Source organism: Roseococcus sp. GW821-FHT12F05 (genome assembly GCF_058806835.1).
Genome location: NZ_JBXAQB010000003.1, coordinates 1 through 21051, shown reverse-complemented (window position 1 = coordinate 21051; position 21051 = coordinate 1). Strand labels below are relative to the sequence as shown.

The 21051-nt window shown below is 70.8% G+C and carries 16 protein-coding genes and 1 pseudogene; 11 read left to right on the top strand and 6 right to left on the bottom strand.

Translation table 11 applies throughout. From position 1 onward, the window contains the following. The first annotated feature begins 12 nt into the window (after window positions 1-12). Together AC1ROY_RS08610 and AC1ROY_RS08605 are read left to right on the top strand one after the other, a co-directional pair. Window positions 13-2058, top strand: coding sequence for a hydantoinase/oxoprolinase family protein (locus AC1ROY_RS08610; RefSeq protein WP_493148384.1), 2046 nt, complete (start codon window positions 13-15; stop codon window positions 2056-2058). Next, a complete protein-coding gene (locus AC1ROY_RS08605) occupies window positions 2058-4025 on the top strand; it encodes a hydantoinase B/oxoprolinase family protein (protein ID WP_493148383.1) in 1968 nt (655 codons plus the stop codon). The genes AC1ROY_RS08610 and AC1ROY_RS08605 overlap by 1 nt, the downstream gene beginning before the upstream one ends. On the opposite strand, the gene AC1ROY_RS08600 is transcribed toward AC1ROY_RS08605, so the two are convergent. Further along, on the bottom strand, window positions 4026-4619 hold the full coding sequence (locus tag AC1ROY_RS08600; RefSeq protein ID WP_493148382.1) for a helix-turn-helix domain-containing protein: 594 nt from the start codon (window positions 4617-4619) through the stop codon (window positions 4026-4028). A gap of 155 nt (window positions 4620-4774) precedes the next feature. Between AC1ROY_RS08600 and AC1ROY_RS08595 the strand changes: the two genes are divergently transcribed. Genes AC1ROY_RS08595 through AC1ROY_RS08580 form a run of 4 tightly spaced genes read left to right on the top strand, consistent with a single transcriptional unit; the run spans window position 4775 to window position 8169 of the window. Further along, window positions 4775-5902, top strand: coding sequence for a M24 family metallopeptidase (locus AC1ROY_RS08595; RefSeq protein ID WP_493149012.1), 1128 nt, complete (start codon window positions 4775-4777; stop codon window positions 5900-5902). 53 nt (window positions 5903-5955) lie between these two features. Continuing rightward, entirely contained in the window at window positions 5956-6846 is an 891-nt protein-coding gene (locus AC1ROY_RS08590) for a transporter substrate-binding domain-containing protein (RefSeq protein WP_493148381.1), read from the top strand. Between the two features lie 25 nt (window positions 6847-6871). Continuing rightward, window positions 6872-7516 carry an amino acid ABC transporter permease gene (locus AC1ROY_RS08585; protein WP_493148380.1) on the top strand — a complete coding sequence of 215 codons (645 nt, stop codon included), beginning with the start codon at window positions 6872-6874 and terminating at the stop codon, window positions 7514-7516. Between the two features lie 2 nt (window positions 7517-7518). Continuing rightward, window positions 7519-8169, top strand: coding sequence for an amino acid ABC transporter permease (locus AC1ROY_RS08580; RefSeq protein ID WP_493148379.1), 651 nt, complete (start codon window positions 7519-7521; stop codon window positions 8167-8169). Window positions 8170-8257: 88 nt separating this feature from the next. On the opposite strand, the gene AC1ROY_RS08575 is transcribed toward AC1ROY_RS08580, so the two are convergent. Both AC1ROY_RS08575 and AC1ROY_RS08570 read right to left on the bottom strand, forming a co-directional pair. Beyond that, a complete protein-coding gene (locus AC1ROY_RS08575) occupies window positions 8258-9547 on the bottom strand; it encodes an NtaA/DmoA family FMN-dependent monooxygenase (protein WP_493148378.1) in 1290 nt (429 codons plus the stop codon). Between the two features lie 12 nt (window positions 9548-9559). Then, window positions 9560-10684: an NAD(P)/FAD-dependent oxidoreductase gene (locus AC1ROY_RS08570; protein WP_493148377.1), complete on the bottom strand. Its 1125-nt coding sequence runs from the start codon at window positions 10682-10684 to the stop codon at window positions 9560-9562. A gap of 258 nt (window positions 10685-10942) precedes the next feature. Between AC1ROY_RS08570 and AC1ROY_RS08565 the strand changes: the two genes are divergently transcribed. From AC1ROY_RS08565 to AC1ROY_RS08550, 4 genes are read left to right on the top strand one after another with little or no spacing between them, the layout of a single operon-like run. Continuing rightward, window positions 10943-12142: an efflux RND transporter periplasmic adaptor subunit gene (locus tag AC1ROY_RS08565; protein WP_493148376.1), complete on the top strand. Its 1200-nt coding sequence runs from the start codon at window positions 10943-10945 to the stop codon at window positions 12140-12142. A gap of 9 nt (window positions 12143-12151) precedes the next feature. Further along, the gene (locus AC1ROY_RS08560) at window positions 12152-15310 is read left to right on the top strand and encodes an efflux RND transporter permease subunit (protein WP_493148375.1); all 3159 of its coding nucleotides are present in this window, start codon (window positions 12152-12154) and stop codon (window positions 15308-15310) included. A gap of 2 nt (window positions 15311-15312) precedes the next feature. Next, the gene (locus AC1ROY_RS08555; RefSeq protein WP_493148374.1) at window positions 15313-16767 is read left to right on the top strand and encodes an efflux transporter outer membrane subunit; all 1455 of its coding nucleotides are present in this window, start codon (window positions 15313-15315) and stop codon (window positions 16765-16767) included. 55 nt (window positions 16768-16822) lie between these two features. Then, on the top strand, window positions 16823-17500 hold the full coding sequence (locus tag AC1ROY_RS08550) for a TetR/AcrR family transcriptional regulator (RefSeq protein WP_493148373.1): 678 nt from the start codon (window positions 16823-16825) through the stop codon (window positions 17498-17500). Between the two features lie 41 nt (window positions 17501-17541). On the opposite strand, the pseudogene AC1ROY_RS08545 reads toward AC1ROY_RS08550, so the two are convergent. The 3 genes and pseudogenes from AC1ROY_RS08545 to AC1ROY_RS08535 all read right to left on the bottom strand — a co-directional run. Next, window positions 17542-18283, bottom strand: a pseudogene (locus tag AC1ROY_RS08545) (conjugal transfer protein TrbE); the annotation flags it as partial. Between the two features lie 221 nt (window positions 18284-18504). Next, window positions 18505-19221, bottom strand: coding sequence for a DJ-1/PfpI family protein (locus AC1ROY_RS08540; protein WP_493148372.1), 717 nt, complete (start codon window positions 19219-19221; stop codon window positions 18505-18507). Next, complete coding sequence (locus AC1ROY_RS08535) at window positions 19218-20258, bottom strand: GlxA family transcriptional regulator (protein WP_493148371.1); 1041 nt, start codon at window positions 20256-20258, stop codon at window positions 19218-19220. Before AC1ROY_RS08535 ends, AC1ROY_RS08540 begins: the two co-directional genes overlap by 4 nt. Window positions 20259-20435: 177 nt before the next feature. On the opposite strand from AC1ROY_RS08535, the gene AC1ROY_RS08530 reads away from it, so the two are divergent. Beyond that, the coding region (locus AC1ROY_RS08530; protein ID WP_493148370.1) for a Bug family tripartite tricarboxylate transporter substrate binding protein at window positions 20436-21051 on the top strand (616 nt) is incomplete at its 3' end.

Here is a 21051-nt window from a genome sequence, read left to right as displayed (position 1 = left end):
AGGGCTTCGCGCATGAGCTGGCGCGTGGGAGTCGATGTCGGCGGCTCCTTCACCGATTTCGCGGCGCTGAACGAGGCCGACGGTCGCCTCGTCACCCTCAAGGTCTTCTCGCGCCCCGACGCGCCCGGCGCCGAGATCGAGCAGGGCCTGGCGCTGCTGGAACGGCAGCACGGCGTCGTGGCCGCGGCGGTGGAGCACTTCACCCATGGCACCACGGTCGGCATCAACACCGTCATCCAGCGCAACGGCGCGCGGCTCGCGCTGCTGACCACGCAGGGCTTCGAGGACGTGCTGGAGATGGCGCGGCTGAAGATCCCGCAGATCCACAACCTCTACTCCCGCCGGCCCGATCCGTTGGTGCCACGCGACCGCGTCTTCGGCATCGAGGGACGGCTGCGCGCGGACGGCAGCGTGCACGCGCCCGTCTCGCGCGAGAGCGTCGTCGCCGCCCATGCGGCGGCGAAGGCGGCGGGCGCCGAGGCCGTCGTGATCGCCCTGCTGCACGCCTGGCGCAACGATGTCCACGAGCGGGAGATGGAGGCGATCCTCGCCGAGCTTGACCCCGCCCTGCCGGTGTTCCGCTCCGGCGCGGTCTGGCCGATCATCCGCGAGTACGAGCGCAGCATCACCGCCTGCATCAGCGGCTACGTGCAGCCTCGCGTCTCCCGCTACCTCGACGGCTTCGAGGCGACGCTGGCCAGGCTCGGCGTGCCGGCGGCGCCACGCATCACCAAGTCCAACGGCGGCGTGATGGGCCTCGCCCAAGCCAAGGCCGAATGCGTGCAGATGATCCTCTCCGGCACCGCCTCGGGCGTGATCGGCGCGGGCTTCATTGCCGAGCGCTGCGGCTTCCCGCGGCTGCTGACGCTCGACATCGGCGGCACCAGCGCCGACCTCGCCGTGCTGACCGAGGGCCGCGCCGAATACGGCACGGGCGAGATCATCGGCGACTTCCAGATCCACATCCCCTCGGTCTCCGTGACCTCCATCGGCCAGGGCGGCGGCTCGATCGCCTGGGTGGACGGGCTGGGCGTGCTGAAGGTCGGGCCGCGCAGCGCGGGCTCCACGCCGGGCCCGGCCTGCTACGGCAAGGGCGGCACGGAGCCGACCGTCACCGACGCCGCCGCCGTCTGCGGCTTCATCGGCCACAGCGATCTCGGCTACAGCGCCGTGCGGCTGGACGTGGCGGCCGCGCGCGCGGCGGTGGGCGGGCTGGCCGGGAAGCTCGGCGCGGGGCTGGAGGAGACGGCGGCGAGCATCCTCGAGCTCTCCGTCTCCGCCATGTACGCCGATGCGAGCGGCCTCATCTCCCGCTTCGGCCTGGACGTGCGAGACTTCCGGCTGCTCGCCTTTGGCGGCGCCGGGCCGATGCTCGCCGGATTCCTGGCGCGCGAGCTGAAGATGGCCGGCGTCGTGGTGCCGCCGACGCCGGGCGTGCTGAGCGCGCTGGGTGGCCTCGTCGCCGACCTGCGCAACGACTTCATCCGCACGCTCTATGCGGGCCTCGCGCCCGGCGTGGAGCCGGTGCTGCGCGATGCGCTGGAGACCATGCGCCGCGATGCCCTCGCCTGGCTGGTCGAGGAGCAGGGCTTTGCCGGCCCGCCTCGCCTCACCCTCTCCGCCGAGATGCGCTACCAGGGCCAGTCCTTCGAGGTGGACACGCCGATCGAGCCCGCCTGGATCGAGGCGGGAGACCTCGCCGCGCTGCACCGCGCCTTCGACGCGCAGCACGAGAAGCTCTACGGCCATGCCGATCCCGGCGCCGCGGTGCAGATGGTGTCGCTGCGCCTCGTCATCGCCGGCGAGACGCCGAAGCCCAACCTGCCCCTTCTGCCCCAGGCCAGCGCGCCCGCCGAGCCGCATGCGACGGTCGAGGTCTTCCTCGACCACGCCTGGCGCTCCGTGCCGCTCTTCGCGCGCGACGCGCTGCGGGCCGGCCATGCCTTCGCCGGCCCCGCCATCGTCGCGCAGCCCGACTGCACCACCGTGGTCCCGCCCGGCTTCGCCGTCGCCGTGGATGCCCACGGCAACCTCCTCCTCGAGCCCGAGGCGCGCTGATGCCCATCGACCGCCGCAGCCTGCAGATCCTGGCCGACCATTGCGGCGCCGCCGCCGACGCCATGGCCTTCACCCTGATGCGCACCGCGCATTCCACCTTCGTCAAGGAGACCGAGGATTTCTCCTGCACGCTGGTGACGCGGGAGGGGCTGGCCTTCGCCTCCCCCCGCCGCTTCGGCGCCCCCTGGTACAGCGGCATCGACTACGGGCCGGTCATCGCCATGATCGACGCCTATGAGGAAGGCGACATCTGCGCCACCAACGACCCCTACAGCGGCTTCGTCTGCACCCACACGCCGGACGTGCACATCTGGAAGCCCGTCTTCCATGAGGGCGAGATCATCTGCTTCGTCGTCGGCCATATCCACAACACCGATGTCGGCGGCGCCGTCCCCGCCTCGCTCTCGCGCTCGCTGACCGAGATCGAGCAGGAGGGCATCCGCGTGCCGCCGCTGAAGCTCGTGCGCCGCGGCGAGATGAACGAGGACGTGCTGCGCATCATGCGCCTCAACGTCCGCGCGCCCGGCCAGAACTGGGGCGACCTGAAGGCGCAGATCGCCTCGGTGAACGTGGGCGAGCGCCGCATCCACGAGATCATCGCCCGCTTCGGCGCCGAGACCTTCCGCGACGGCATGCAGGCCATGCTCGACTACGCCGAGGCCCAGGCGCGCGCCGCGATCCGCACCATCCCCAACGGCGAGTATTTCTTCGCCGACTTCGCCGACGAGGACGGCGAGGGCGGCGTGCCCTGCCGCATGGCGCTGACGCTCCGCGTCGAGGACGAGACGGTCGAGCTCGACTACACCGGCAGCGACCCGCAGGTCGCGTCCTCGCTGAACATGCCGACGGGCGGGCATCCGCGGCATCCGCTCGTGCATGTCGGGTTGACCTACGTGCTCTTCACGCTCGACCCCACGCTGCTGCTGAACGCCGGCACGCTGCGCGCGGCGCGCGCGATCCTGCCGGAGGGCTCGGTGGTGAACTGCGTCGCGCCGGCGGCGGTGGGCATGCGCTCGCTGACCTGCATGCTGACGCAGATCGTCACCTTCGGCGCCTTCTCGCTCGCCATGCCGGAGCGCATGCCGGCCACCTCGCCCGGCGGCAACTCGATCATGAACCTCCGCACGGCGGGCTATGACGGGCGGCCGGTGATGGCCTCCATCGGCCCGGTGGGCGGCGGCGGCGGCGGCACGCCCTTCGCCGACGGGCCCAACGGCGCGGGCGGCGCGCAGGCCTTCCTCAAGAACACGCCCATCGAGATCACCGAGGCGGAGGTGCCCATCCTCTTCCGCCGCTACGGCCTCTGGCCCGACAGCGCCGGGCCCGGCCGCCATCGCGGCGGGCTTGCGGCGGTGATGGAGTTCCAGGTCTTCTCGCCCGGCACGGTGGTGACGGCGCGCAACCGCAACCGCTCCGTCTTCGCCTCCTGGGGCGTACTGGGCGGGCGTGCCGGATCGACCTCCACCTTCCAGCGCAACCCCGGCACGCCGCGCGAGCTCAGCCAGGGCAACACCGACATCATGCCCTGCGAGCCCGGCGATATCGTGCGCGTCGTCGGCGCCGGCGCCGGCGGCTACGGCGCCCCCTTCACGCGCGATCCGGAGGCGGTGGCAGAGGACGTACGGCGCGGCTTCGTCTCGGCAGCGGCGGCGCGGGAGGGCTACGGCGTGGTGCTGCGCGGTGGCGATGTGGACTTTCTGGCCACAGAGGCGCTGCGCGCGGCGCGAGCGCCGGCCCCGGTGGCGCATTTCGATCTCGGCGAAACGCGGCGGACCTTCGAAGCCGTCTGGTCGGAGGCGCGCTATGCCGAGCTGACGCGCTTCCTCGCCGCCCAGCCGGTGAGCTGGCGGCACTACCTCAAGCGCCGCTTCTTCGCCGCCGTCGCGGCGGGCGAGGCGGCGGAGCTCGACCTCGCCACGCAGATGGAGCGCATCGGCGCGGCGCTGATGGCGCGCCGACCGGCGTAGCTAGAAGGCGCCCCCCCGGATGCCTTCGGCGATGATCCACATGACCTTCGCGAACTGCGCGCTGTCGTTGTGGAGGCTGTGCGGCTGATCGCTCGGGAACTGGAAGCTGTCGCCGGCGTGCAGCGTCGCCCCCTCGCCGTTCACGACGATGCGGATCTCGCCCTCCAGGACGAGGCCCGCCTTCTCGCCGGCGCCGATCACGACGTCGAGATTCTCCGATTGCGGCGGCAACGAGATGAGCATCATCCGGAGGCCCCGATTGCCCGCGGGCGAGATCATCTCCTTCAGGATCGGCGCCGTGCCGACCAGGATGTTCTTCCGCCCGCTGACGCGACACACGAAATAAGGGTCCGCCAGCAGCAGCTCCGCGCTCAGCACCGCGTCGGTGGTCACGGCCAGGGCCTCGCAGATCTTCTCGATCGTGTTCAGGGAGGGGTTGGCGCGGTCGCGCTCGATCTGGCTGACCATGCCGGCGGAGACACCGGACAGCGCGGCAAGTCCGTTCAGGCTCATGCCGCGCGCCAGGCGCAGGGCGCGGATGCGAGAGCCGATCAGGCCGGTGAGCCGGCCCGGTGTTGCGAGTGTGCTGTTCAATTCGTTCCTCCAGCATGGGGCTTCCCGGACGACGACGGACCGTGACGACCACGCACATACACGGTTGACGGCCACCTGATCCATGCAAGATAGTGAACACCGTTCATTAAAGGCCGGGGCGCTGGCCACCATCGGAACACGAGGTGCAGCCCGCCATGTACTTCCCGCCTCATGAATACGGTCGCCGCCTCGCCGCCGTCCGGAAGGCCATGGCTGAGCAGGAGCTCGACCTCCTCCTGCAATTCAATCCGGAGGCGATCTGCTGGAGCACCGGCTTCCACACCCCCGCCTTCTTCGCCCCGATCGTCCTCGGCATCCCGCTCGTCGGCGAGCCCTTCCTCGTGCTGCGCCACCTGGAAATGCGGGCGGCGACGTCCACCACGGAGCTCTCCGACCTCATCAGCTACAGGGACGACGAGGATCCGATCGGCACGTTGTGCGCCAGCGTGGCGGCCCACGGCTTCGCCGGTGCGCGCATCGGCGTGGACAAGCACTCCTGGTACCTGACGGCCGAGCGCTACGAGCAGCTCCTGGCGGGGCTGCCGGATGCGCGGATCGTGACGGACGGGCGCCTTATCGACACGCTCCGCGTCGTGAAGTCGCCGCTGGAGATCGAGACGCTGCGCCAGGCGGCCCGCATCGTCGAGGCCGGCATGCAGGCGGCCATCGACGCCACGCATGCGGGCGCGAGCGAGCGGGAGGTCGCCGCAGCCATGGCCCATGCGCGCGTCCGCGCCGGCAGCGACCTGCCGATCGACGGCGTGCTCGCCACGGGCGAGCGGACCGGCCAATCGCACGGCCCCTGGACCGACCGCGTGCTGAAGCGGGGCGATCAGCTTTTCTATGAGTTCCATGGCATCCGGAACCACTACTGGGCACGCATGCTCCGCTCCGGCCTGCTCGGCGCGCAGCCGACCGACGAGCAGGCGCGCGTCGCCGAGGTGATCCTGGGCGCGCAGGCCGCCGGCTTCGCCGCCATCCGTGCCGGCGTCCATTGCCGCGAGATCGACCGGCTCTGCCGCGAGCCGATGATCGCCGCGGGGCTGAAGGACCGCGCCAGCTACACCAACCGCGTGGGCTATGCGCTCGGCCTGAACTTCCGCCCAAGCCCCGGCGAGTTCCTCCGCGAGTTCACGCCCCAGGCGGATTTCGTGCTCGAGGAAGGCATGGTCTTCCATATGATCCAGTCGGCCAACGGCCTCGGCTTCAGCGACACGCTGGCCGTGACCGCCGAGGGCCACGAGCTCATCACCCGCTTCCCGCGCGAGCTTTTTATCGCGTGACCTCCGTACCGGGGCCCCCGCCCCGATCGACCAAGCCAGAAAAGGGACCTGCGATGCCGCGCCACCCGATGAACGCCTTCCGGCTGACGCGCCGGACCCTCGGCGCCTCGCTCGCCGCGGCCGCGGTGCTGGTGAACCGGCCGGCGCGCGCGGATGCGACGCTCGACCGCATCCTGGCCGCGAAGAAGGTCTCGGTCGGCTTCGTGAACAGCCGCCCCTGGTCCTTCCGGGACACGGACGGCAACCTGGCCGGCATCGAGCCCGACGTCATCCGCGCCGTCTTCGCCCCCCGCGGCGTCACCGAGATCGAGACGGTCAGCACGCAGTTCAACGGCCTGATCCCCGGCCTGCAGGCCCGCCGCTTCGACATGAGCAATGGCGGCCTCTACGTCACCCCGCAGCGCTGCCGGCTGGTGGGCTTCAGCACGCCCTACCTCCGCGTGGCCGACGGGCTCGTCGTGAAGGCGGGCAATCCGCACAACATCCGCAGCTACAAGGATTTCGTGGACAATCCCGCGCTGCGCTTCGGCACGGTGCGCGGCAGCATCAATGCCCAGAATGCGGAGCTGGCCGGCATCCCCCTCGCCCGCCAGCTGCTGCTGCCGGACGCGCAGTCGCTCATCAGCGCGCTGCAGGCCGACCGCGTGGACGGCGGCGGCTTCTCCCTCGGCCTGACCATCGCGCTGATGGACGACCCGAACATCGCTGGCCTCCAACGCGCCGTGCCCTTCACCGGCCACGTCTATCCCAATGGCGAGGAGAAGCTCGGCTTCGCCGCCTTCGCCTTCCGCCCGGCGGACGCCGACCTGAAGAGGCTCTTCGACGAGGGCATCGCCGCGCTGCTGCGCGACGGCGGGCTCAAGACCATCCTGGAGCGCTACCGCTTCTCCGAGGCCGACCTGCCGGTCGGCGCGGACACGGAACGCCTGTGCCGGGACGCCTGAACCCGATGGCGGCGTCCTTCGCGGCGTGAGCTTCGTCCAGCTCATCGGCTGGATGCTGCAGGGGCTGGGCGTCACCGCCCTGGTCGCGCTCTATTCGGCGGCGATCGCCTTTCCCTTCGCGCTCGTCTTCGGCATCGCGGAGTTTGTGCTGCGGGGCGTGCCGCGGCTGTTCGTCTCGCTCTTCATCGACTTCTGGCGCAGTTCCTCGGTCATCATCCTGATGTTCTTCTTCTACTACGTCGGGCCGGCCTTCGAGGTGTACCTGAGCGCCTACACGGTCGGCGCCGTGGTGATCGGCTGCAACATCGGCGCCTACGGCTCGCAGGCGCTGCGCTCGGCGCTGGAATCCGTGGGCGGGGGCCAGGTCGAGGCGGGGCTGTCGCTCGGCCTCCGGCGCAGCCGCGTCCTGCTGCTGATCGAGCTGCCGCAGGCGCTGCGCAAGGTGGTGCCCATCGCCGGCAACGAGGTCATCGAGATCATCAAGACGACGGCGAACATCTCGCTGATCGGCCTCGCGGACATCACCTTCCGCGCCAAGGAGGCGATGCAGGCCACCTATCAGCCGGCGCAGATCTACACCGGCCTGCTGCTGATCTACGTGGTGGTCTGCCTGCCCTTCGCCCTCGCCCTGCATGCGCTGGCGCGGCGCTCCCGCACACGGGGGCGCTAGGGATGGGCTTCGATCCCGACTATTTCCTCGAGATCCTGCCCGACGTCCTGGCAGGCTCGCTCATGACCCTGCTGGCGGCGGCATTGGGCTCGGTCGGCGCGATCCTCGTGGGGCTCGTGCTGGCGCTGGGACGGCGCAGCGGGCGCGTGGGGCTCGTGGCCTGCGCGGGCTTCACCGAGGCCATCCGGCTGAGCCCGTTCCTGGCGCAGCTTTACTTCCTGTACTTCGTGCTCCCGGTCTGGGGCATCGTGCTCAGCGCGACGACGGTCGGCGTCCTGACGCTGGCCGTGCATTTCGGCGCCTTCCTGGGCGAGGTCTTCGGCGCGGGGATCGACGCGGTGCCGCATGGGCAGGTGGAGGCGGCCCGGGCGCTCGGCCTCAGGCGCATGCAGGTGGCGCGCCTCGTCGTGCTGCCGCAGACCCTGCGCTTCGTGGCCGCGCCCACGGCGAACTACATGATCTCGCTGCTCAAGACGACGCCCTACCTGGCCGTGGTCGGCGTGCCGGAGCTGCTGGGCGTCGCCTTCGACAAGGCCTCGGACAGCTTCCGCTATGTCGAACCGCTGACGGCGGCCGGGATCCTCTTCCTGGCCTATAGCATCACCATCGGCGGGCTGGTGCGGCTGCTGGAACGGCGCATCCGGCCGTATTGATCATGCCCTCAGGCGCCGGGCGCCGGCCGCTGAGCGGCCAGATTCCCATGACGCGGCGCGAAGCCCGCGCCCTCCTGCGTCTGGCGCATCAGACGCGCAGATTGTCCCGCAGCGTCGCGGCGGAATACTCGCGCTGCACGAGGCCGCGCTTCCGCAGCACCGGCACCACCAGCCGGCAGAAATCCTCGAACATGCCGGGGCTGATGGTGGGCCAGAGCACGAAGCCGTCGCAGGCGCCGCCCTGGAACCAGTCCTCCATCTGATCCGCCACGTCCCCGGGCGTGCCGACCATCAGGTTTCGCGGGCGGCTCGCCGCCTCGACGAAGCTGATGCCCTCCTTCTTCGCACGGGCCCTCACGCGGTCGAGCGAGCCCTGGATGCCCTGGCCCGGCGCCAGATCCCCCTCCGGCAGCGGCTTGCTGAGATCCAGGCCGATCGTGTTGGAATGCGCCGCCAGCACCAGCTCCGGGTTGATCAGCGCGTTCAGGTAGGCCGCCTTCTCTTTCGCGATCTCCTGGGTCTCGCCCACCACCACCGCGGCCGAGGGCAGCACGGCGCAGCTCGCCGGGTCGCGTCCGGCCTCCGCCAGGCGCCGCTTGATGTCGGCGTAGTAGACAAGCGCATCGTCCTTGGCGGATGGGGTGGCGAAGATGAGCTCCGCCCAGCGTGTGGCGAACTCGCGCCCGCGCGGTGAGGCGCCGGCCTGCATCAGCACGGGATGGCCCTGCGCGCTCCGGGGCGTGGGCAGCGGGCCGCGCGTGCTGACGAAGCGGCCCCTATAGTCGGCGTAGCGCACCTTGGAGGCGTCGACGAAGACACCGCTGTCCTTATTCATCACCATGGCGTCGGCATCCCAGCCGTGCCAGAGCGCGAGGCAGGCCTCCAGCACCTCGTCGCCGCGGTCGTAGCGTTCGTCACGTGGCGGGATGTTGTCGCCGCCGTAGTTCCGCGCTTCGAAGTCGGTGGCCGAGGTCACGACGTTCCAGCACATCCGCCCGCCGCTCAGCACGTCCATGGAGCCGAGGATGCGCGCCAGGTGGAAGGGATGGTGGAAGGTGGTGGAGAGCGTGGCGCCCAGCCCCAGTCGCTTCGTGACCCGCATCATGAAGGGCAGCACCGCCATAGGGTCGAGATAGCTGATCTGCCCGCCGAGGCCGAGATAGGTCGCGTAGCTGCCCTTGTGGATGTCGGGCACGCCGGCGGTGTCGGCGAAGAAGGCGGCGTCGAAGCACGCGGCCTCCAGCAGCTTCGCGACCTGCTCGTAGCGCTCCGGCGAGAAGATGTCGTCGAGGACGGAGGCGGGATGGCGCCAGCCGCCGGAATGGTTGGCGGTGGGGCCGGTCTTCAGATAGGCGACAAGGCGCATCCGACGGGACATGGCAGCAGCTCCTCAGGCGGCCATGTGGCGCGGCGAAAGCTCCTCGGCGCGCAGCCAGCGCGCGAGCCGGCCGGTGTCGCCGTCCAGCACCGCATTGGCCACGCGCCGGCCGGTCGCGGCACCGAACTTGTAGCCGTGACCCGAGCAGGGCGAGATCACCAGCGCCTTGCCGAAGGCGCGGCCGAAGAAGCGCAGATCCTCGGTGAAGGTGTAGGCGCAGGTGACGGTCCGCAGGATCTCGTAGTCGCCGACGCGCATCAGAGGCGGGGAGAAAAGGTTGCGCAGGAGTTCCCCTTCCTCCGGAGCGGCGACGCGGTCGGCATCCGCGTCATGCGCGAGGCGGCGGAGGGCGCCGGCCGCGAATTTCAGCTCCGTCCCGCGGGCGGGCGGCAGGACGTACCCGGAGAGGATGCCGCCGATGTTCTGCACCGCGGGCGCCTTCTCCCAGGCCTGCCGCAGATGCTCCGGCGGCCTGACATAGACGGACGGGGCGCGGCAGACCGTGAGCGTGTCCGCCAACTCCGGAAAGAGGCGCAGGACCCAGGCGCCCGCGGTGACGACGATGCGGTCGAAGGTCAGGGCCCCGCCGCCGTCGAGCGTGAGGACGCCCGCCGCGGAATCGAGGGAGGCGACGCGTGTGAAAGGCCGCAGCGTGGCGCCGTTCCCCCGAAGCCAGGCGGCGAGGCCGGCGCCGATCTTCTGGCACAGCAGCGGGCCGCCCTCCGGGCTGTAATAGGCCTGCCGGAAGCTGGCGGGATCCAGGAAGGGGTAGCGCTCCGCGGCCTCGCCCGGACTCATCGTCTCGAAGGCGTGGCCGCCCCGGCGCATGCTCGCGACGAAGCTGAGGCCGAGGTCGTTCGGATACTGGTTGATCGCGATGACGCCGCGATTCTCCAGGTAGGACTCGCCGAGATCGGTCCAGAGCTCGTCCCAGGCGTCGAAGGCCTCGCTGATAAGCTGCGAATACCCATCCATGCCGCCATAGGCACGACGGATCAGCCGATGCTGATCGCCCGAGGCCGAGAGCGGGTTGGGGATGTCGCCCTGCTCGAAAAGGGTGACCTGCTCGCCCCGCTTCGTCAGCGACCAGGCCGTGGAGAGGCCGGCAATGCCGGCACCGACGATGGCGATTTTCATGCGCGTCCTTCTCCAGCCGCTCAACGGCGCTGAAGATCATATAGTATATTAAACGCCCCCCGATATCCAGCGACAGCCTTCTCATTGCGGCCGGCGGGCGGCCGCGTGACACATCCACGATACCTTCCGGCTCCGCTGGCACGGGTCAGGCCTGGCGGTTGACCGGATTTGCTGCATCGCAGCACGACGCTTGACAGGGCGGAAACTCGCCAGTATCCGTACGGAAACTGATAAGTTTCCATCCCGGAAGGCCTATCCATGCCCAGTCGCCTCCACGCCCGCCTGCGCATTGCGCCCTTTGCTGCCCTCGCCGGGTCCCTCCTCATCTCGGGGTGCGACGAGGCCGGCGGGCAGGCCGCCCCCGCCGCGCCGCCGCCGCCAGCGGTCACGGTGGTCACCCTCCGCCAGCAGCCCGTGACCATCACCACGGAGCTGCCGGGCCGGACCGCGGCCTTCCGCACCGCCGAGGTCCGCCCGCAGGTCGGCGGCGTGGTCCGCGAGCGCCTCTTCGCCGAGGGCGCCGAGGTCCAGGCCGGCCAGCACCTCTATCAGATCGATCCGGCGCCCTATCAGGCGGCCCTGGACAGCGCCCAGGCGACGCTCCAGCGCAACGAGGCCACGGCCGCCTCCGCTGCGGTCACGGTCAACCGCTACCGGCCGCTGGTCCGCGCCCGCGCCGTCAGCCAGCAGGATCTCGACCTGGCCGAGGCGGCGCTGCGCCAGGCCCAGGCCGATATCGCGCAGGCGCGCGCCGCCGTGCAGACCGCGCGCATCAACCTCGACTACACGACCGTCACCTCCCCGATCCCCGGGCGCACGGGGCGCTCCACCGTCACGCCGGGCGCGCTGGTCACCGCCCAGCAGGAGGCCTCCCTCGTCACCATCACGCAGCTCGATCCGATCTATGTGGACGTGACGCAGCCGGCCGCGCGCGTCATGCGGCTGCGCCGGGACCTCGCCAGCGGCACGCTCCGCCGCGACGGCGAGGGCCAGGCCGTGGTCCGCCTGACCCTGGAGGACGGAACCGCCTATCCCGAGGCCGGGCAGCTGCAATTCTCCGAGGTCATCGTCGACCAGGGGACCGGCTCGATCACCATCCGCGCCGTCTTCCCCAATCCGCAGGGCCAGCTCATGCCCGGCCTCTTCGTGCGCGCCCGCATCGAGGAGGGCGTCACAGATCAGGCGCTCATGGTGCCGCAGCAGGCCGTGACCCGCACGCCGCGCGGCGAGGCGACGGCGATGGTCGTGGATGGCGAGGGCACCGTCGCGGCCCGGATCATCAAGGCCGAGCGCGCCATCGGCAACGCCTGGCTCGTGACCGACGGCCTGCGCGAGGGCGACCGCGTGATCGTCGAGGGCCTGCAGCGCGCCCGCCCCGGCGGCAAGGTGAACGCCACGGAGACCACGCAGCAGGCGCTGAACGAGCGCGGCGCGGCCCCCGCGCCGGCAAGCCGCTAGGCGCACGTCATGGCCCGCTTCTTCATCGACCGCCCGATCTTCGCCTGGGTGCTCGCGATCGCGACGATGCTCGTCGGCATCCTGGCGATCCGCACCCTTCCCATCGCGCAATATCCGAGCATCGCGCCGCCCTCGATCTCCATCTCCGTCACCTATCCCGGCGCCTCGGCCGAGACGGTGCAGAGCACGGTGGTGCAGGTGATCGAGCAGCAGCTCAGCGGCATCGACAACCTGCTCTACTTCAACTCGGAGAGCGCCAAGGACGGCAGCGCCACCATCACGCTGAGCTTCGCCCAGGGCACCGACCCCGACGTCGCGCAGGTGCAGGTGCAGAACAAGGTCGCGCTGGCCACGCCGCGCCTGCCGCAGGCGGTGCAGCAGCAGGGGCTGCGCATCGCCAAGGCGACGCGCAACTTCCTGCTGGTGGTCGGCTTCGTCTCCACCGACGGGCGCCTGAACAACGCCGACCTCGGCGACTTCATCGCCTCCAGCGTGCAGGACGCGCTGAGCCGCACGCCGGGCGTGGGCGACTACCAGCTCTTCGGCGCGCAATACGCCATGCGCATCTGGCTCGACCCCGCGAAGCTCGTGAACTTCAGCCTGACGCCCGCCGACGTCTCCACCGCCATCCAGGCGCAGAACGTGCAGATCGCCTCGGGCGAGCTGGGGGCACTGCCTTCCGTGCAGGGGCAGCAGCTCAACGCCACCATCATCGGCCCGTCCTACCTGCAGACGCCCGAGCAGTTCGGCACGATCCTGCTGAAGGTCCAGCCCGACGGCTCGCGCGTGCTGCTGCGCGACGTCGCGCGGGTGGAGCTGGGCGGCGAGAACTACGCCATCTCCTCGCTCTACAACGGCAACCCCGCCTCGGGCATCGCCATCAAGCTCGCCAGCGGCTCCAATGCGCTGGACACCGAGCAGGCGGTGCGCGCCACCATCGAGCGCCTGCGCCCGACCTTCCCGGCCGGCGTGGACGTGGTCTACCCCTACGACACCACGCCCTTCGTGCGCCTCTCCATCGAGGAGGTGGTGAAGACGCTCATCGAGGCCATCGTCCTCGTCTTCCTGGTGATGTACCTCTTCCTGCAGAACCTCCGCGCGACGCTGATCCCCACCATCGCCGTGCCCATCGTGCTGCTCGGCACCTTCGCCGTGCTGCTGGCGCTGGGCTACAGCATCAACACGCTGACCATGTTCGGCCTGGTGCTCGCCATCGGCCTGCTGGTGGACGACGCGATCGTCGTGGTCGAGAATGTCGAGCGGCTGATGGAGGAGGAGGACCTCTCTCCGCTGGAAGCCACGCGCAAGTCGATGGACCAGATCACCGGCGCGCTGGTGGGCATCGCTCTGGTGCTCTCCGCCGTCTTCCTGCCCATGTCCTTCTTCGGCGGCTCCACGGGCGTGATCTACCGCCAGTTCTCCATCACGATCGCCACGGCCATGGGGCTCTCGGTGCTGGTGGCGATCATCTTCACGCCCGCGCTCTGCGCCACGCTGCTGAAGAAGCCGACCAAGGCGAGCCACGAGAAGCGCGGCTTCTTCGGCTGGTTCAACCGCAACTTCGACCGCGGCGCCCACGGCTATGCACGCGGCGTCGGCGCCGCGCTGCGCCGCCCGAAGCGGATGTTCCTCATCTACCTGGCGCTGGTCGTCGGCATGGGCGTCATCTTCGTGCGGCTGCCCAAGGCCTTCGTCCCCGACGAGGACCAGGGGACGCTCTTCGTCCAGGTGGTGGCGCCCCCGGGCGCGACCGTGGAGCGCACGCAGCGCGCCGTGGACCAGGTGACGCGCTACCTGCTGGAGGAGGAGCGCGGCGTGGTCGCCTCGGTCTTCGGCATCACCGGCTTCAGCTTCGGCGGCCGCGGGCAGAATTCCGGCATGGCCTTCGTCAGCCTGCGCGACTGGAACGATCGGCCGGGCGCCGCGAACAGCGTGCAAGCCCTGGCAGGGCGCGTGATGCGGCGCTTCGGCGGCTACCAGGATGCGATGATCTTCGCCTTCTCGCCGCCGGCCATCTCCGAGCTCGGCAACGCCTCCGGCTTCGAGTTCCAGCTGCTGGACCGCGGCGGCCTCGGCCACACGCAGCTGCTGGCGGCCCGCAACCAGCTCCTCGGCCTGGCGGCGCAAAGCCCGCTCCTCGCCGGCGTGCGGCCGAACGGGCTGGACGACGAGCCGCAATACCGCCTCGTCATCGACTGGGAGCGCGCGAGCGCGCTCGGCCTTTCCATCGCCGGCATCAACAGCACGGTCGCGGCCGCCTGGGGCTCGAGCTACGTGAACGACTTCGTCGATCGCGGCCGCGTCAAGCGGGTCTTCCTGCAGGGCGACGCCTCCTCGCGCATGCTGCCGGAAGACCTCGAGAGCTGGTTCGTGCGGAACACGGCCGGCCAGATGGTCCCCTTCTCCGCCTTCGCCACGGCGGAGTGGGCCTTCGGGCCGCCGAAGCTGGAGCGCTTCAACGGCGTCGCCTCCTTCCAGATCGTGGGCAATCCCGGCGCCGGCGCCACCACCGGCGCGGCCATGGCCGAGATGGAACGGCTGGCGGCGCAGCTTCCGGCCGGCATCGGCTTCGACTGGAGCGGCCTCTCCTACGAGGAGCGGCAGTCCGGCTCGCAGGCCGCGCCGCTCTACCTGCTCTCCCTGCTCGTGGTCTTCCTCTGCCTGGCCGCGCTGTACGAGAGCTGGTCGATCCCGGCGGCGGTGATGCTGGCCGTGCCGCTCGGCGTGCTCGGCGCCGTGGCCGCCACCCTCGGCGGCGGCATGGCGAACGACGTGTACTTCCAGGTCGGCCTCCTCACCACCGTCGGCCTGACGGCGAAGAACGCCATCCTGATCGTGGAGTTCGCGAAGGAGGAGTTCGAGCGCGGCGGCACCCTGGGCGAATCCGCGGTCTTCGCGGCACGTCAGCGATTGCGCCCCATCCTCATGACCTCGCTCGCCTTCGTGCTGGGCGTGCTGCCGCTCGCGGTCTCCACCGGCGCGGGCGCGGGCGGGCGCAATGCCATCGGCATCGGCGTGGTCGGCGGCGTGTTCTCCGGCACGATCCTCGCCGTGGTCTTCGTCCCGGTCTTCTTCCTCTCGGTGCTGAGCCTGTTCCGCGTGAAGCGGAAGGTCCCGGCGGAGGCAAAGCCGGCCGCCCCCAGCCCGCAGCCCGCGGCGGGAGAGTGATCATGCGCAACACGGTTCTCGCACTGCCGCTCGCGGCAGCGCTCCTCTCCGGCTGCAGCCTCATCCCCGACATCGTGCGGCCGGCCGCGCCCGTCCCGGCCGCCTGGCCGGAGGGGCCGGCCTATCGCCGGCCGCCGACGGCCGCGCCGGTCGCCGGCGATCCCTCGGTCTCGGCCGACGCGGTCGGTTGGCGGGACGTGCTGCGCGACCCGCAGCTCCAGCGCGTGGTGGAACTGGCGCTCGCCAACAACCGCGACCTGCGCACCGCGGCGCTCAACGTCGCCCAGGCCGAGGCGCAGTACCGCATCCAGCGCGGCGAGCTCTTCCCGCAGGTCGGCGCGACCGGCGCGCTGAGCGCCCAGCGCACGCCCGCGAACCTCTCCGCCACCGGGCGCGCCATCACCTCGCGCTCCTGGTCCGGTGGCATCGGCTTCACCTCCTACGAGGTCGACCTGTTCGGCCGCGTGCGGAGCCTGAGCCAGCAGGCCTTCGAGCAGTATCTGGGCTACGACGAGACGCGGCGCGCCTCGCAGATCAGCCTCGTCGCGCAGGTGGCCAATGCCTGGCTCAACCTGCTCGGCGACCGCGAATTGCTGGCCCTGACCGAGCGCACCCTGGTGAACCAGCAGGACGCGCTGCGCCTGACGCAGGCGGGCTACGACGGCGGGACCGCGACCGCGCTGGCCCTGCGCCAGGCGCAGACCTCGGTGGAGACCGCGCGGGCGAGCCTCGCGCAGTACACGCGGCAGCAGGCGCAGGATCTGAACGCGCTGAACCTGCTGGTCGGCGCGCCCGTGCCGGAGAACCTGCTGCCCTCGGCGCCGCTCGACGGCGCCCTGGTGGCCGAGGTGCCGGCCGGGATGGACTCCTCCATCCTGGTCCGGCGCCCGGACGTGCTGGCGGCGGAGCACAACCTGCTCGCCGCCAATGCGAATATCGGCGCGGCGCGGGCCGCCTTCTTCCCCTCGATCACACTGACCGGCAGCGCGGGCACGGCCAGCTCCAGCTTCAGCCGGCTCTTCTCGGCCGGCAGCGCGAGCTGGAGCTTCGCGCCGCAGATCAACGTGCCGATCTTCTCGGCCGGCGTCCTCCGGGGCAGCCTCGATCTCGCCAAGGTGCAGACCCAGCTCCAGGTCGCGGAATACGAGCGGACCATCCAGACGGCGTTCCGCGAGGTGGCGGATGTCCTGGCCGCGCGCGGCACCTACGACTCGCAGATCGCGGCCCAGACCGCCCTGGCCGCCGCCTATGCCGACGCTTTCCGCCTTTCCATGCTGCGCTTCCGCAGCGGGCTCGACACCTATCAGGCGCCGCTGGATTCGCAGCGCCAGCTCTACACGGCGCAGCAGGAGCTGATCACGCTCCAGGTGCAGCGGCTGCAGACGCTGGTGACGCTCTACAAGGCACTGGGCGGCGGCTGGAACGAGGAGACCGGGGCAACGGCCCGCGGGCGGTGATGCAAGGGAGCCGACGACGTGCGACGCTGCAGGCCGTCGGCATCGGGAGGGCGCCATGAAGTCAGCGGAAAGAGCCGGTATCGAGGCGGTGGAGGTGCTCGCGGATCCCGTGCTGCGCCGGCGCCCGGCCGAGGCCGAGCGGCGCCAGGAGCTGATCCAGGCGGCGGAGGCAGTCTTCCTCCAGCAGGGCTTCGCGGCGGCGAACATGGACGACGTGGCGCGCGGCGCCCGCATGTCCAAGAAAACGCTCTACCAGCTCTTCCCTTCGAAGGAGGCACTCTTCGAGGCCGTCATCTGGGACCATCTGGCGCCGCTGATCGTCTTCATGCCGGAGGAGGAAGGCGACGACCCGCGCAGCTCGCTGACGGCCCTGCTGCTGATGGCGGCGGAGCGGCTGCTGGACTGGAAGCACATCGGGATGTTCCGGCTGGTCTCGAGCGAGGGGAGGCGCTCGCCCGAGCTCGCCCAGGCCTTCCACCGCGCCGGGCCCGGCCGCGGCGAGGGATCGCTGGAGCGCTGCATCGCCGCGCATGCGCGGAAGGGCAAGCTCCAGGTCGAGGACGCCAGCGAGGCCGCCGGGATGCTCTTCGGCATGGCGATCGGCAAGATGCATATGATGCTCGTCCTGGGCCTCCGGGAGCAGCCCTCCCCCGAGGAGATCGTCGGCCAGGTCGAAAGGGCCGTCGAAATCTTTCTCCGCGGGACCGAGCCGCGGCGGGCCGGACCAGGCTGAGCCCGAATGCGATCAGCCCGCGGGACGCCACCGCCGTCAAACCCGAGATCGTGCCGGTCACCGGACATGGCGAGCGTGACCGCCCGGATGCGGCCACCGAAATCGAAGGCGAAGACCTGGGAGCCTTGGTAGCGCCGGAACTGCAGCGCCATGAGTGCCAGCGGGACGGACTTGCCGGCGCCCGTCGGCCCGACGACAAGCGTATGGCCGAACATTGGCGTAGGCATGGCCCGGCGGGTTCCCGAGCCACGCATCCACGGCATTGATCGTCTCGGGCATCGCGGTGAAGTCGCGGCCCTGGATGATCTTCTCGACCAGCCGCAGGCGCTCGGCCGCGATCCGCGGGTCCGGGGGTGCCAGACGGTCACCGTGGCGGTGACATAGGCCTGGCCGGCATAGTCGGCGCCGAGCTCCTGCAGCGCGAGGTCGGGGTCCGCCGCCTTGTTCGCGGCATCGCTGTCGACCAGCGTCGATGCCTCGTTGGTCATGACTTCCTTGAGTATGGCCGCGATGCTCTTGCGCTTCGCGAACCACTGCCGCCGGGGATCCGGGTCAGCAACCGCACCGCGTCGGTCTTGTCGAGCAGGACGGCGCGCGTCGCCGAGCGATAGGGAATGGCCAACCTGTTGAGCTCGTCCAGGATTTCCGGTGTCGCGACGCTCGGGAAGCCGACGATCGAAGAATGCGCCGATGGGCGTCGCCGAGGCGCGGCTCCAGGCCGCCGGCGAGCAGGCAGTCGGCGAGCAGTGTATCGTGATGCATCGGGGTCTCGGGGACGGGAACAGCGAAGCCCGGCACCTCACCGCCGTGTTCAGGCAGGCCCGCCATCAGATAAGCGCCCGCCACCGAACGAGAAGAAGCTGAGGAAGAACGAACTCGCGGCGCGGGAGTTGGCCGCAAGCGGCACTTCCGCTCATGAGGCGAAATCAGCAAGAGCGGACTGCATCGATGCGACCGCCACAGCTGCCGACCTCCAACCACTGCAAGCCGGCTTCAGGGTTATATCAGCCTGCCAGGACAGGCGTTATGCCGAGCTTCTCGGCCACCCGCCGCGCCGTCGCCTCGCGCTGCACGGTCACGGGGGCGACGAGGTCCTGCATCTGCTTCAGCACCGCTGGCGGCGCCGTCTCGGGCGTACCGGCGTTGAAGGGCGGCTCGGGCGCATAGGCCATGTAGAGCTGGATCCCCTGGGCGGCCGCATCGCCGCGCAGCTCGGCTGCGAGGCGCAGCGCCCCGTCGATCCCCGCCGTCACGCCGGCCGCGAAGACCCAATCGCCATCCACCACCACCCGCTCGTCGACGGGGATCGCTCCAAAATAGGGGAGCAGCTGGAAGGAGGCCCAATGCGTCGTCGCGCGGCGGCCCTTCAACAGCCCCGCCGCGCCGCAGACCAGCGCGCCCGTGCAGACGGAGAAGATGCTGTGCGCGCCCGCCGCCTGGGCGCGGATCCAGGACAGCACCTCCTCATCCTCCATCAGCGCCTCCTGGCCGAAGCCGCCGGGAATGTGCAGCACGTCGAGCTGCGGCGCCTCGGCGATGGCGCCGTCGGGGGTGATGCGCAGCCCCTTCAGGTCGCGGATCGTCTCACCGGTCTTGCCGTACAGCCGGTAGGTGGAGTTCGGGATGCGCGCCAGCACTTCGAAGGGGCCGGTCAGGTCGATCTGGTCGATCCCGTCGAAGATCAGGGAGCCGATGTTGAGGTGGCGGTCGGGGTCGATCATGGGTGCATGTCCTTCGAGGCGGTGGTTGATGGGCGACGGAAGCGGTCGCGGTAGTCGCCGGGCGAGGCGCCGATCTGGCGCAGGAAGGCACGGCGCATGGTTTCCTCCGTCCCGAAGCCGCAGCTCGCCACCACGGCGGCGAGCCCGCCGCGCCCGGATTCGAGCCGCCTTCGCGCCGCCTCGACGCGCAGCTGCTCCAGGAAGCGCGCCGGCGTGACGCCGGTCTCCTCGCGAAAGACGCGGGCGAACTGCCGGGGGCTGAGGCAGGCGCGCTCGGCCAGCGCCTCGATGGAAAGGGGGCGATGCAGGTTCTCCGCCATCCAGGCCATCAGCCCGCCGAGGCGCGATCCGCCGCGGCTCTGCCCGGCCAGGACGGCGCTGAACTGCTTCTGGCCGCCGGGGCGACGCAGGAAGAGCACCAGCTCCCGCGCGACGGCGAGCGCGAGGTCATGGCCGTGATCCTCCTCGACCAGCGCCAGCATCAGATCCATCCCGGCCGTGACCCCGGCCGACGTCCAGAGCGACCCGTCGCGGATGTAGATGGGTTCGGGATCCACGGTGACGCCGGGGTGGCGCCGCGCCAGCTCGGCGCAGTAACGCCAATGGGTGGTCACGCGCCGCCCCTCGATCAGCCCGGCGGCGGCCAGGACGAAGGCGCCTGTGCAGACGCTGACGAGACGCCGGGAGCGCGGCGCCAGGTGGCGCAGGAACTTCTGCAATTGCTTGTCGTGGGCGCGTTCGCGCGCACCCTCGCCGCCGATCACGATCAGCGTGTCCAGCGCCTCGATGCCCATGAGCGACGCCTCGCTTTCCGTCGCGCGGAAGGCGAGGCCGGCCGAGGTCTGCGCCAGGCCCGGGCCGGCCACCACATGGCAGGCGACGTCGTAAAGCGGCGCGGGGCTCGGGAGACCGCGCGCCATGGCGTGCAGCCGGCCCGCCTGGGCCAGCACCTCGGCGGGGCCGGCGAGGTCGAGCAGCTGCACGGGGGCGGCGCCCAGGATCAGGGCGCGGCGCGGGGTGGGGATGTCGCTCGGCATGCCACCATGCTGTAGCGGCGATGCCCATGGCAGCAATGCCATTCTCCCCACCGATCCTGCCATGCGCCCGCCATGGCAGGATCGGTGGGCTAAACGTCATTGCTGCCGGGGAACGGTGGGCCCAGCCTGCGCGCGGGAACGCAAGGCACGGCCAGACCCCATCCGCACGAGGTGTCCATGGCCCTGTACCGAAACATCTCGCGCCGGCTGCTGCCGGGCATGGGCGCGGCGCTGCTCGCCCGCCCCGCATTGGCCTTCCCCGAGCGGGCCCTGCGCATCGTGTCCCCCTTCAATGCCGGGGGGCTGAGCGACGTCGTGGCACGCGGGCTGGCCCAGCCGCTCTCCGCCGTTCTGCGGCAGCCCGTGGTGGTGGAGAACCGCTTCGGCGCTGGGGGCGGGGTCGGTGCCCTGGCCGCCGCCCGGGCCCCGGCCGACGGTCACACGCTCTTCCTTGGCATGGTGGACGTGATGGCGATCAACCCCTTCACCTACCGCAGCCTACCCTACGACCCCGAACGGGACTTCGCGCCGGTCAGCTTCGTCACCCATGTCCCGACGGCGCTCATCGCCGGCCCGGCCCGGCCCGATATCCGAAGCTTCGCCGATCTCGTCGCCGCCGCGAAACGGGCGCCCGGCGAGCTCTCCTATGCGAGTTGGGGGGTGGGCAGCACCTCCCAGCTCGCCTTCGAGCGGATCGCGCGCGCCGCCGGAACCAGCGTAAGCGCGGCGACGAGGCCCTTATGGCTCGTGCGTGACGGTCAGCCGTTGTCGCTGGCGGCCCAGCACCACGGCA

Coding starts and splice junctions, on each gene's coding strand:
- AC1ROY_RS08610 (WP_493148384.1), top strand. CDS start 13: ATGAGCTGGCGCGTGGGAGTCGATGTCGGCGGCTCCTTCACCGATTTC.
- AC1ROY_RS08605 (WP_493148383.1), top strand. CDS start 2,058: ATGCCCATCGACCGCCGCAGCCTGCAGATCCTGGCCGACCATTGCGGC.
- AC1ROY_RS08595 (WP_493149012.1), top strand. CDS start 4,775: ATGTACTTCCCGCCTCATGAATACGGTCGCCGCCTCGCCGCCGTCCGG.
- AC1ROY_RS08590 (WP_493148381.1), top strand. CDS start 5,956: ATGCCGCGCCACCCGATGAACGCCTTCCGGCTGACGCGCCGGACCCTC.
- AC1ROY_RS08580 (WP_493148379.1), top strand. CDS start 7,519: ATGGGCTTCGATCCCGACTATTTCCTCGAGATCCTGCCCGACGTCCTG.
- AC1ROY_RS08575 (WP_493148378.1), bottom strand. CDS start 9,547: ATGTCCCGTCGGATGCGCCTTGTCGCCTATCTGAAGACCGGCCCCACC.
- AC1ROY_RS08570 (WP_493148377.1), bottom strand. CDS start 10,684: ATGAAAATCGCCATCGTCGGTGCCGGCATTGCCGGCCTCTCCACGGCC.
- AC1ROY_RS08565 (WP_493148376.1), top strand. CDS start 10,943: ATGCCCAGTCGCCTCCACGCCCGCCTGCGCATTGCGCCCTTTGCTGCC.
- AC1ROY_RS08560 (WP_493148375.1), top strand. CDS start 12,152: ATGGCCCGCTTCTTCATCGACCGCCCGATCTTCGCCTGGGTGCTCGCG.
- AC1ROY_RS08555 (WP_493148374.1), top strand. CDS start 15,313: ATGCGCAACACGGTTCTCGCACTGCCGCTCGCGGCAGCGCTCCTCTCC.
- AC1ROY_RS08550 (WP_493148373.1), top strand. CDS start 16,823: ATGAAGTCAGCGGAAAGAGCCGGTATCGAGGCGGTGGAGGTGCTCGCG.
- AC1ROY_RS08540 (WP_493148372.1), bottom strand. CDS start 19,221: ATGATCGACCCCGACCGCCACCTCAACATCGGCTCCCTGATCTTCGAC.
- AC1ROY_RS08535 (WP_493148371.1), bottom strand. CDS start 20,258: ATGCCGAGCGACATCCCCACCCCGCGCCGCGCCCTGATCCTGGGCGCC.